Below are 12,170 nucleotides of genomic sequence, written 5' to 3'. Positions count from 1 at the left end.
TCAAATGATAACAAATGGGTATCCAAATGTTAACAGAACACCCTCATGAGGCTTAAAAAGAGGTTTCCTCCTTTTTTTGATTGGCGTATGCCGATGGAAGAATATCAAATTCCTGTTTAAAATAACGGCTAAAATGCTTGGGGTTACTGAAGCCTACTTCGTAAGCAATTTCGGCAATACTGAGCTGTGATTTTAACAGTAGCGCTTTCGATTTATGCAATCGATACGAGCGGATATATTCGATTGGGGATTTCCCGGTCAGCGGCAGAATTTTCTTGTACAGACCTACCCTGCTCATGTTCAGGTCAGAACTCAACTGATCCACAGAATAAGCAGAATTTGACAAGTTCTTTTCCAAATGTAATCCCAGTTGTCTCATAAACTTATCATCTAAAGATTCTACTTCTGATTCCGCAGGCTTAAACTCTACCTGTTTCTGATAGGTTTTCTTAGCCAGGGCCTGCTGTTTCAGGATGTTTCTGATTTTAGACAAGAGGATTTCAAAGTTAAAAGGCTTGGTCATGTAATCATTGGCACCGGTTTCTAATCCCAATAGCTGTTGATCTTCATTGCTGACCGCCGTGAGTAGAATGACCGGTAGATGCGCAGTACGTTTATCAGATTTGATCTTCTTACAAAGCTCAGTACCATTCATTTCAGGCATGGTCACATCGCTCACAATCAGGTCCGGGTGACTGGACAAAATCTTTTGCCAGCCTTCTTTCCCATTTGAAGCCTCCACAATCTGGTAAAATTCACTGAGGTTGTCTTTCAGATAAAAGCGGAAATCCTCATTGTCTTCCACGAGCATTAAGACCTGTTTTTTACTTTTCCAGCTAAAACTTTCAGTAGGAACATCAGATGTGTTCAACACAACTTTAGTGTCTATCGAAACCGTCCACTTACCTTCAGGTTCATCGTTTGAATTCCCAAGACCACCATATTGATATTCAGGCATAGCATGAGAATCCTGGGGATTACTTTTTGGACTTTCAGCAGCATCAGCAGTTGAGTTTGTTTCATAAAAACCCGCGCCTTTTTCTTCAGCTGAATTCCTCAATTCATGAGCCAAATTTAGTGAAACACAAAATTCAGAACCTTTATTTAAAACACTGTTAACATGAACATTACCATTATGTAATTTCACAAACTCTTTAGTAATAGAAAGGCCAATACCTGTGCCTTGATTAACGATAGAATCCGGCATATCGTTCTGAAAGAACCGTTCAAATATGCGCGCTGTTTTATCTCCTTCCATACCGATTCCTGTGTCCGAAACCTTCAGCAAAATCGTGGTATGGCTTCCTTTCTGCTCGCCAATTTCCAGCGTCACCCAGACCTTTCCGCCCTCCGGCGTAAACTTAAATGCGTTTGACAACAGGTTAAATATGATCCTTTCCACTTTGTCATGATCAAAAGCAACCATTAAAGTCTGTGCTTCCGTATGAAAACTGAAATTAATGTGTTGCTGTTCCGCCAGGTCATTAAAGGAAAGACAAAGGTCCTTGATAAAGGAAATGACTTCTCCTGATTTAGGGTGCAGCCTCAATTCCTGAACCTCCATTTTACGGAAATCCAAAAGCTGGTTCACCAGGTTCAACAGACGCTTTCCATTGCGGTGCATGAGTTGAAGCTCTTGTTTTTTAGGTATGACATTCTGTCCGATTAGTTTTTCTAAAGGAGTGATAATCAGAGATAATGGAGTTCTGAACTCATGACTTACATTAGTAAGAAACTTGATCTTCATTAAGTCCAGTTCATGCATCCTGCTCGCCTGCTGACGCTCCTGTTTCAATAAGAATTCCCTGTTCAAACGCGTTATTCCACGGTGTCTGATCCATAAAAGTCCGCCCCCAATCGCCAGTGCATATAACAGGTATGCGATCCAGGTACTCCAGAACGGAGGACGTATCACAATCTTTAAATCGGCTTCATTACTCACCCAATTTCCGGAGGCATCCGTAGACATCACTTTGAAGGTATAAGTCCCAGGATCTATATTCGTATAGGTTGCGCGGCGACTGTTTCCCTGAGGCTCTTGCCAATGTTCATCAAAGCCCTCCAGCTTATAACGATACCTGATTTTATGCGGGTTAAAATAGTTGAGTGCTGCAAATTCAATTGCGAAGCCGTTCTGATTGTGCTTCAGAGTGATACCTTCGGTAAAAGCAAGTGATTTATTCAGTAAAACACGCCCATCTACAGGTTCTCCGATGCCTACACTTTTGTTCTCCAGCTGTAAGTCTGTAAAGACAATTACAGGCTTATTCAGGTCGTTTTTAATCCTTTCCGGCTGGAATAAATTGAAGCCATTTGCACCCCCAAAAGCCAGGTCGCCAGTACTGGTTTTATAACCGGCATTCGCATTAAATGCACTCCCTTGTAAACCGTCATGTTCATCATACTTATGAAAAGCATAAGAGAAATCACCATTGGCAATAGGCTTTACGATCACATTGAATAAGCCGTTTGCAGTGCTTACCCATAGATTCCGCTGGTTATCTTCTACGATCTTCAAGGTGGCCTTTTCCACGAGTCCGTCCTTCGTATCGAAGTTTCTAAACTCTTTTTTGGCTGGATCGAATCGGCTCAAACCATCCCTGGTAGCTGCCCAAATGAAGCCGTAACCGTCCTCCATCAGGTCATATACAATATTATTAATCAGACTGTTTGCATGATTATCTTCATGTTTATAATGAATAAACTTTCCATCCGATGTTAGCTGATCAATCCCATCAGAACTTCCGATCCAAAGGTTGCCTTTTTTGTCTTCAATCAAGCAAGAAAGAAAGTCAGAATGAATACTATTCTTAGCCCCTGCACGAAACTGACTGAATTTTCCGGTATTTCGATCAAGGAGGTTCAGGCCACCACTTAAGGTGGCAACCCATAGGTTTCCCTTATGATCTTCCAGAATGTCCCATACCCGGTCGTCAGATAAACTATTTGGATTTCCGGGTTCATGGCGATAATGCTTAAAGGTCTTTCCATCAAAAGAATCCAGTCCGCCGAAATAAGTACCAATCCATAGGAGCTTGCGCTTATCTACAAACAAACTCACAATGATGTCGTTACTTAAACTATTCGGATGGTTATGCTGATGCTGGTATCGTTTAAATTGTTTGGTTTTCCGGTTGAAATAGAACAATCCACCACCATTTGTACCAATCCAAAGGTTCCCCTGATCGTCTTCTGCAAATCGGTTCACATCATCATAACCCAATCCATCCGGATTTGTGCCCTGGTGCCTGAACAAGGGGAATTTGAGAATTTTCTCATGGTAAAAGCTCAGGCCTTTCTTAAAAGTACCCACCCATATAATCCCTGAGATATCTTTATATAAATACGTAATGCTATTTTGACCTATACTTTTAGGATCATCCTCTTTATGAAGCAGATAACTCACTTTAAAAGTCTTTTTATTCAGCACATTGACCCCACCATGATCCGTACCGATCCAAATCTGACCATGTGGATCCTGCAGCATTCCGCTGATCAAATTACTGTTTAAAGCGCCTGGAGCCTTATCTATCTGGCGATGCTGTCCGGTTTTTGGATTAAAATAAGTGATCCCCCGCTGGTTGTTCAAGGTATAAATCCAGAGGTCGCCATCATCATCCGCAAACAGCTTAAAATCCTGCATTTCTGAAGGATTAGCAGTTTTGAAAGTTAGAATTCGCTGTTTCAGCTTTGCAGTTTTCCGATCGAGCCGCGCTATGGTCTTGTCGCGGTGAATGATCCAGATTGCTCCGGCAGGATCGCTTTGAATCGCAGAGACCGGACTTTCAGACAAAAACTTATCGTTATTCTTTTGAAGTTTTAAATGTTTTGTTGAAGCACTGGAAACTTCGTATTTATAAATACCATTTCCCTGAGCATTAAACCAGAAATCACCGGCCTTATCTTTCAGCACTTCTCGAATGCCTTTGGAATCGATTCCAATACTTTTGAACCAGGCTGGCGTATTGCGGATAAAGCTTTCTGTTTCAGGATCGTAAATATTAGGACCGCTGCGCGTTTCCAGATAGAGCTTATGCCCCGGAAGTTCATAGATATTGGTGATAAAATCATCGACAATAGAGCTGGTATCCCGCGGATTGTGTTTAAAAACCTTAATCACCTGTCCGTCGTAACGGTTGAGGCCGGAAAGTGTTGCAAACCAGATAAAGCCTTTTGAATCCTTTAAAACAGCATTCACCTGGTTGTGAGACAGTCCCTCTGATAAATCCATCCTGGAGAACTGAATCTGTCCTGGCTGCGCAGACACCTCCGAAAAAATCAATAAAAAGAGTAATAAAACTAGTGTTCTTCCTGGAAACATGGATTTTACATTTACAGTTAAACCCGCTGACTAGACTTTCTAACAATCAGCTTTGGCATGATATTGACCGTCTTTTTGATCACCATTCCTGAATTTACCAGCTCCTGAAAATGAAGATTTCCTATAGTTTTTCCCATTTCTATGCTAAACTGATCAATAGTGGTGATGGATGGACTGGTAATCTCTGTAAAAGGCTCATTGGAATATCCACAGATGCCCAGCTCTTCAGGAATACGGATTCCCTTTCCTGTAGCGGCTTCTAACACCCCTAAAGCCGCAAAATCGGATGTAGAGGCGAATATCGCATCTGGTGGACTGGCCATTTCCAGCAATTCAGCAGTAGCCTGAGCACCAAGCTCTTTCGTCCAGGCATTGGCATACATCAGTTCTTCCAGTATCGGGAAGCCACTTGCTTTCAAGGCTGCGATATACCCTTCCTTTCTTTCCCTGAAAATATGGAGCTCCTGGGGACCTTCCAATAAGGCAATCCTGCGGTAGCCTTGCTCAATCAGGTGGATTACGGCATCGTAAGAAGCCTTATGATTGTCGTTCAGCACTTTAAATGTTTCCAGGTCTTCCACCACACGGTCAAACTGAATCAGCTGAATGTTACGGTCTACAACCTGCTGCAGATGATCTGAACTGCCTGTTTCTGCGGCAATTGAGATCACAATTCCACTCACATTCTGATTGATCAGGGTGTTCACCACCTCTACTTCGCGCTCATGGGACTCATTAGACTGGCAAATCACGAGGTTGTAGCCCTTGTTAAAAGTCACTTCTTCCAAACCAGCAATAATGTTGGAAAAGAAATACTGGTTGATTCGAGGAACGACTACGCCTATCGTCGGATTACTGCCTTTTCGCAGGTTAGAGGCCATCGCATTTTGCTGATAGTTCATTTCAGCAGCGGTTTTAAGTACCAATGCTTTCGTCTCCGCATTAATTTTATCACTATTGCTCAGTGCTCTGGACACGGAAGAGGCCGCTAAATTGAGCTTTTCAGCAATATCGTATATAGTTGTTCTTTTTTGGCGCTTCATAATTAAAGTAAAAATACAAAAATATTTTAGGCAATCGATTGCAATTATAAAACTTTCTCCTAAATTCGTTTCCTGATAACCAAATATTCATACTATAAAATCCATTAGAACAACACGATATGTTATTACTGGGAATAGACATTGGCACTTCTTCCATAAAGGTGGCCATCGTAGACGCGCAAACACAAAAAACCATTGCAGCAGCGCAATATCCGGAGGAAGAAGCGACCATTCATGCCCCCCATCCCGGATGGGCAGAACAAGATCCGGAGCTTTGGTGGGCACATACCCAACAGGCTTTCGAGATTTGTAAAAAGAAAGCCAACTTCCAGTCGATGGACATTTCTGCCATAGGAATCGCCTATCAGATGCATGGTTTGGTGTTGGTAGACAAAGATCAGCAGCTGCTTAGAAATAGTATTATCTGGTGCGACAGCAGAGCCGTAGCCCTTGGAAACGAGGCTTACGACGAGTTGGGGCATGATTACTGCCTGAGTCACCTGCTCAACTCCCCTGGCAATTTCACCGCTTCCAAACTGGCCTGGGTGAAACAAAACGAACCGGAATGTTATGCTAAAATTGACAAAGTGATGCTGCCTGGTGATTTTATTGCCATGAAGCTCTGCTCCAGCATTACCACCAGTATTTCTGCGCTTTCAGAAGGCGTTTTCTGGGATTTCCAATCAGATACCCTATCTGAAGCCTTAATGGAGCACTATGGCTTTGACCGCAGCCTGATTCCTGAAATCAAGCCGGTATTCTCAGAACATGGACAGGTAAGTTCCGCATCTGCAAACCTGCTAGGTATAAAAGCAGGAATTCCAGTCAGTTATAAATCAGGAGATCAACCCAATAATGCCCTTTCCTTAAATGTGTTGGAACCCGGAGAAGTAGCCGCCACCGCAGGTACTTCAGGGGTAATCTATGGCGTCAGCGACCAATTGGCGTACGATCCGCAATCCAGGGTAAACACCTTTGCCCATGTCAATTATACCGAAGAAAAGAAAAGATTGGGCATCCTGCTTTGTATCAACGGAACTGGAAGTATGAACCGCTGGGCAAAAAGCCTGCTGGCACCAGGAATCGCTTACCAGGACCTCAATACGGCAGCCCGGAAAATTGCCATTGGCGCCGATGGACTGCGGATATTGCCCTTTGGTAATGGTGCAGAAAGGATGCTCAACAACAACATGGTAGGTGCTCATCTCCAGAATATCGATTTTAACCTCCACAGTACCCCTCATATTTTCAGGGCGGTACAGGAAGGAATTGCTTTTGCTTTCCGCTACGGACTTGACATAATGCGGAGCAATGGGCTTCAACCAAAGGTGATCAGGGCCGGAAAAGCCAACCTGTTTTTGAGCGAATTATTCCTCGAAGCTTTCGTAAACAGCACCGGAGTTCCTGTTGAACTTTATGAAAATGATGGCAGTGTAGGTGCCGCTTTAGGCGCAGGTATTGGGGCTGGAACCTACCCCGATGCTGCCGCCGCTTTCAGCAATATCAAACCTTTGCAGCTCGTAGAACCAGATTCAAACTTACGCTATGAACCTGTGTATCAGGACTGGCTTCAAAACCTATCAGATAAGATTAAGTAAAAACTATTAATACACTACATATCAACCATATATCAATATTATTTAAACCAAAATATAGAACCACAATGACAACAGTAACGACAGGAGAAAAGGAATTTTTTAAAGGAATCGGACAGGTAAAATTCGAGGGATTAGACTCAGATAACCCACTGGCATTTCGCTGGTATGACGAAAATAGAATCATTGCAGGCAAGACGATGAAAGATCATCTGCGCTTTGCCTGCGCCTACTGGCATTCCTTTGTAGCGACAGGCGGAGATCCTTTTGGAGAGCCTACGATCATCCACCCATGGAATGAAAAGTCTGATGCCGTAGCACGTGCAAAAGATAAAATGGACGCTGCTTTTGAATTCATCACCAAAATGAATCTCCCTTATTATTGCTTCCATGATGTAGACCTGGTAGACTATACCAACGATATCGTTGAAAATGAAAGACGTTTACAAGCCGTTGTAGATTATGCAAAGCAAAAACAAGCTGCAAGCGGCGTTAAACTGCTTTGGGGAACGGCCAACCTTTTCTCCCACCGCAGGTATATGAATGGCGCTGCCACCAATCCTGATTTCCATGTACTGGCACATGGCGCAGCACAGGTGAAATCCGCTTTAGATGCGACGATAGCACTTGATGGAGAGAATTATGTATTCTGGGGAGGTCGTGAAGGCTATATGAGTTTGCTGAACACCAACATGAAACGGGAACAGGAACACCTAGCTAAATTCCTGCATTCGGCTAAAGATTACGCCAGGAAACAAGGCTTTAAAGGCACGTTTTTCATTGAACCTAAACCTTGTGAACCCTCTAAACATCAGTATGATTATGATTCAGCAACGGTCAGCAACTTCCTTCGTGAGTATGGCTTACTGGAAGACTTTAAATTGAATATTGAAGTGAACCATGCCACGCTTGCGGGGCATACTTTCCAGCATGAATTACAAGTGGCTGCAGATGCCGGATTACTAGGCTCTATGGATGCCAACAGAGGTGATTATCAAAACGGCTGGGATACCGACCAATTCCCAAACAACATCAATGAACTGACGGAGGCCATGCTGATCGTATTGGAAGCCAATGGATTGCAAGGCGGAGGAATCAACTTTGATGCGAAGATCAGAAGAAATTCAACCGATCCTGCAGACTTATTCTATGCTCATATAGGTGGCATGGATACTTTCGCCAGGGCATTAGTAACTGCAGATGAAGTGCTTCAGCATTCCGATTATAAAAAAATCAGAACCGAACGCTATGCTTCATTTGATCAGGGTGCCGGAAAAGATTTTGAGGAAGGTAAACTGAACCTCGAAGCACTGCGCAATTACGCGGTTGAAAAAGGAGAACCGAAGTCGATCAGCGGTCAGCAGGAACTATTAGAGAATATCATTAACAGATTCATTTAAAAGTAAATAAACACATTTATATGAACTCATTGAGTACATACGACTACGTCGTTTTCCTCGTTTATTTTCTGATTGTTTCTGTATACGGATGGTCAGTTTATAAGAAAAAACAAGCTCATAAAGAGAACTCCAAAGACTTCTTTCTTGCGAAAGACTCACTCACCTGGTGGGCAATTGGAGCCTCTCTAATCGCTTCAAACATCTCGGCCGAGCAATTTATAGGCATGAGCGGTTCAGGTTTCACTATGGGGCTTGCAATCGCTACCTACGAATGGATGGCTGCTGCAACCCTCATCATTGTTGCTATCTTTTTCATTCCGGTGTATCTGAAAAACAAGATTTACACCATGCCACAATTTCTTGGGCAACGGTACAACAGTACAGTAGCCATGATTATGGCGGTATTCTGGCTGCTATTGTACGTGGTAGTGAACCTGACCTCTATCCTTTACCTGGGTGCATTGGCCATCAATAGCATTTCTGGCATCAATACCACCGCTTGTATGTATGTGCTTGCCGTATTTGCCATCATCATCACCCTCGGTGGAATGAAGGTAATCGGCTACACGGATGTGATCCAGGTGTTCTTTTTAATTCTCGGTGGATTAGCGACTACCTACCTCGCACTGGAATTGGTAGCCACTCATTTTGGCAGTTCCGGTGTATTAAATGGACTGGCGATGGTGAAAGAAAAGGCAACTGATCATTTTCACATGATTTTTAAGCAGGAAAATCCGCATTACATGGACCTTCCAGGTTTAACAGTGCTGATTGGCGGAATGTGGATTGTAAACTTAAACTATTGGGGATGCAACCAGTACATCACGCAAAGGGCGCTGGGTGCTGATTTGAAAACTGCGCGATCTGGTTTGCTATTTGCCGCTTTCCTGAAACTGCTGATGCCAATTATTGTGGTATTGCCAGGGATAGCCGCGTACGTCTTATACAAGGAAGGCTATGGCGATTTTAAGACTGCCATGATGAAAAACGGTGAACTGAATGCGGATTCTGCTTATCCTGTCTTGCTAAACCTGCTTCCCGCCGGACTAAAAGGACTTTCTTTTGCCGCTTTAACCGCAGCAATTGTAGCTTCCCTGGCTGGAAAAGCGAATAGCATTGCCACTATTTTTACCCTGGACATTTACAAGAAAGTGATCAGCAAAGATGCAGATGAGCATAAACAGGTGGTGGTTGGAAGAATCACGGTAATTGTGGCCATGTTATTGGCCATTGTGATCGCTCCGCAGCTTGGCATCGACAAAAAAGGAGGTTTCCAATTCATTCAGGAATACACCGGATTTGTTTCTCCAGGTATTTTTGCCATGTTCCTGCTTGGTTTCTTCTGGAAAAGAACGACTTCCAATGCAGCTTTATTCGCTACAATTGGCGGTTTCTTACTTTCTGTTGGTTTTAAAGCCCTGCCAAACTTTTGCAATCTGGAAGCATTGAGCAAATTTGGATTCTCTAAACTGGCTGTACAAAAAGATGGCAGTATGCTCTATGAAGTTCCCTTCCTCGACAGAATGGGCTTTGTTTTCATCATCTGCGTAGCAGCGATGGTCATCATCAGTTTATTTGAAAACAGAAAAGGTGTCAATCCTAAAGGATTAGATGTGGATCGTGGAATGTTTAAGACCAATGCCGGTTTTGCCGCAGGTGCCTTAATCATTGTTGGGATCATTATCGCGCTTTATAGTATCTTCTGGTAGTCCTCTGAACTCCTTAAAAGGGATATTGCTATAGGTTTGCTTATAGGATATCCCTTTTTTATTGCTCCCTTGAAAACACTGCTTAGCCTCCATCATTCGTTTCTTTTCAAAAAATATCCTTATTTTGAAATAAATCTACTGAATGAACTATCTACCTACCTTGAAACCATTTTCAAGCTTATACTGCTTAAAATCTACTGCCTCCCCCTTAAAATTAAGACCGGCTGCCGTAGTTTTATTTTTCTTTTTATGCTGCAGCAATTCAGTTCTCTTTGCTCAGGATCAACAATCGATTAAAGGCAATGAAAAATCATTTGTTTCAAAAGAAGAGCAGCCCGAAGGACTGGTCATTGAAAAAGGAATGAAGTTTTCTATACTTACCTTTTCATTGAGCAGCAGAAATGCGGTGAATGACAACAATTTTTTCGTCAACTACCTGGATCAAAAGAAAAGCAGCTGGGCTGTACGTGCAGATGGAGGTTATATCCTAAGGAAGAACCTGGGTGCTGGTTTAGGACTATCCTACGGGCAATCAAAAGAGAACAACCTGATTAAAGCTGCAGATGGCGCTTTAACCAGCAACCGAAGCTTTTCTAACAATTACGGAGTCAGACCATTTATTAAAAACTTCATCCCGCTGGACCGTAAAAACAGGTTTTATATTGTGAACCAGACGGAGATACAGTTGCTATTTGACCGCTCTATTAAGGAAAGTACAGTAAATGAAATTTTAACAAGAACATATACCTCAAAAGATACTTACGGTGTTGGACTAAGACCGGGATTGATGATCTTTATTGTGAAAAACTTTGCATTTGAGACAACGGTTGATATTTTCGGGATCAATACTTCAGTAGAAACAGGACGTACTACTGGACAGCCGGATACAAGGGTAACGACGACTGATATGAACTTTAAAATCAATATTCTGAAAATTGGTTTTGGCTTTTCAACTTATTTCTAATTGTTAATTCATGTTTTCTAAATGATCTCTCAGCATTAAGGTCATTTTATCAACTTTTACTTATTCAAACATGCTAAATTATAAGTCCTTCCTTTTTGTATTTGCTGGAGCTTTGCTCTTGTGTTCAGGCTGCGTTAAAGAAACGTATTTTGGAAAATCAACGTTTAAGAAAATCCTTTATTTCACCCTTTCCAATGAATCAGGGAGCACTTCTATTCACCAGGACAGTTTAATCATCCGGTTAAATGTAGATGCTAATGCTGATTTGACAAAATTATTTCCGGATTCAGTACAGCTTTCCACCTATGCACAGCTGAGCCCTGGTGTTCGTGTTTCTCAAGATTTTAGCAAGCCAGTCCCTTATATTGTCACTGCAGAAGACGGCAGTCAGGCAGTGTATACGGTGATAGTGAGCAAGCAAGCTGCAAATCCGCAGATCAGTAATTCTAATTTCAACGATTGGTATACACCAGCTGGGAAAAACTATAAACAACCTGGTTTCGATGCCAGCACAGAATGGGCCACTGGAAACGACGGTGTAGTCAGCCTTTCTACTGCCAATACCACGCCCGTTGAAATTGCCTCGGCTGACCTTGCCGCTAAAATGGTGACCAAGGATCTTGGGCTGCTTGCACAGCTCACCGGTCAGCGAATGGGTGCAGGAACCTTATTCACCGGTACATTTAAGCTGGACATCGGCAATCCGCTAAACTCTGCAAAATTTGGAATCGCCTATACTTCCAGACCGAAAAGCTTTACCCTAAGCTATAAATATCAGGCGGGAACGCCTTATAAAAACGGATCTGGTCAGACATTGAATAAATTAGACAGCTGTGATATTTACCTGTTACTGGAAAACAGAAGCGGAACATTGGTTAAGAGAGCCGCTACTGCCTGGTTCAGGTCAGGGGAAATGGTAAATGACTTTAAAAAGATCACCATTCCATTGGTGTATGGCAGGTTGCCGGCAGGCAGCCCTACCTATCAACTTCCTGCAAATGGGATGTTTGCAGCCGATAATGAAGCAATCACACACATCAGTATTGTTTTTTCTTCCAGTGCGGCGGGCGCGAGTTATGAAGGAGGTGTAAATAGTACGCTAGTGGTAAATGATCTGGTGTTGAATTATTAATTCATA

Annotated in this window: 7 protein-coding genes; 5 read left to right on the top strand and 2 right to left on the bottom strand. The window is 42.7% G+C overall.

The window, feature by feature from the left end:
- Positions 1-52 precede the first annotated feature (52 nt).
- Both AQ505_RS13625 and AQ505_RS13620 read right to left on the bottom strand, forming a co-directional pair.
- On the bottom strand, positions 53-4,321 hold the full coding sequence (locus AQ505_RS13625) for a hybrid sensor histidine kinase/response regulator transcription factor (RefSeq protein ID WP_062548686.1): 4,269 nt from the start codon (positions 4,319-4,321) through the stop codon (positions 53-55).
- A 17-nt stretch (positions 4,322-4,338) separates the two neighbouring features.
- The gene (locus AQ505_RS13620) at positions 4,339-5,364 is read right to left on the bottom strand and encodes a LacI family DNA-binding transcriptional regulator (RefSeq protein ID WP_062548685.1); all 1,026 of its coding nucleotides are present in this window, start codon (positions 5,362-5,364) and stop codon (positions 4,339-4,341) included.
- Positions 5,365-5,483: 119 nt separating this feature from the next.
- Here AQ505_RS13620 and AQ505_RS13615 point away from each other — a divergent pair, with 119 nt between their 5' ends.
- From AQ505_RS13615 to AQ505_RS13595, 5 genes are all read left to right on the top strand, one after another.
- Positions 5,484-6,962 (top strand): xylulokinase, encoded by a 1,479-nt coding sequence (locus AQ505_RS13615; RefSeq protein ID WP_062548684.1) that lies wholly within the window; start codon positions 5,484-5,486, stop codon positions 6,960-6,962.
- Between the two features lie 65 nt (positions 6,963-7,027).
- Positions 7,028-8,359, top strand: a complete 1,332-nt coding sequence (xylA, locus tag AQ505_RS13610) for a xylose isomerase (protein ID WP_062548683.1) — start codon at positions 7,028-7,030, stop codon at positions 8,357-8,359.
- A 20-nt stretch (positions 8,360-8,379) separates the two neighbouring features.
- Entirely contained in the window at positions 8,380-10,068 is a 1,689-nt protein-coding gene (locus AQ505_RS13605; protein WP_062548682.1) for a sodium/sugar symporter, read from the top strand.
- Between the two features lie 142 nt (positions 10,069-10,210).
- Entirely contained in the window at positions 10,211-11,032 is an 822-nt protein-coding gene (locus AQ505_RS13600) for a hypothetical protein (protein WP_062548681.1), read from the top strand.
- 70 nt (positions 11,033-11,102) lie between these two features.
- Positions 11,103-12,164, top strand: a complete 1,062-nt coding sequence (locus AQ505_RS13595) for a PCMD domain-containing protein (protein WP_062548680.1) — start codon at positions 11,103-11,105, stop codon at positions 12,162-12,164.
- Positions 12,165-12,170: the final 6 nt, after the last annotated feature.

The organism is Pedobacter sp. PACM 27299, assembly GCF_001412655.1.
Classification (GTDB): domain Bacteria; phylum Bacteroidota; class Bacteroidia; order Sphingobacteriales; family Sphingobacteriaceae; genus Pedobacter.
The sequence above is the reverse complement of the archived record's forward strand: the minus strand, read 5'-3'. Positions and strand labels throughout refer to the sequence as shown.

What these genes read in the sequence shown, in the direction of transcription:
- AQ505_RS13625 (WP_062548686.1), bottom strand. Translation starts at nt 4,321, where the DNA reads ATGTTTCCAGGAAGAACACTAGTTTTATTACTCTTTTTATTGATTTTT.
- AQ505_RS13620 (WP_062548685.1), bottom strand. Translation starts at nt 5,364, where the DNA reads ATGAAGCGCCAAAAAAGAACAACTATATACGATATTGCTGAAAAGCTC.
- AQ505_RS13615 (WP_062548684.1), top strand. Translation starts at nt 5,484, where the DNA reads ATGTTATTACTGGGAATAGACATTGGCACTTCTTCCATAAAGGTGGCC.
- xylA (WP_062548683.1), top strand. Translation starts at nt 7,028, where the DNA reads ATGACAACAGTAACGACAGGAGAAAAGGAATTTTTTAAAGGAATCGGA.
- AQ505_RS13605 (WP_062548682.1), top strand. Translation starts at nt 8,380, where the DNA reads ATGAACTCATTGAGTACATACGACTACGTCGTTTTCCTCGTTTATTTT.
- AQ505_RS13600 (WP_062548681.1), top strand. Translation starts at nt 10,211, where the DNA reads ATGAACTATCTACCTACCTTGAAACCATTTTCAAGCTTATACTGCTTA.
- AQ505_RS13595 (WP_062548680.1), top strand. Translation starts at nt 11,103, where the DNA reads ATGCTAAATTATAAGTCCTTCCTTTTTGTATTTGCTGGAGCTTTGCTC.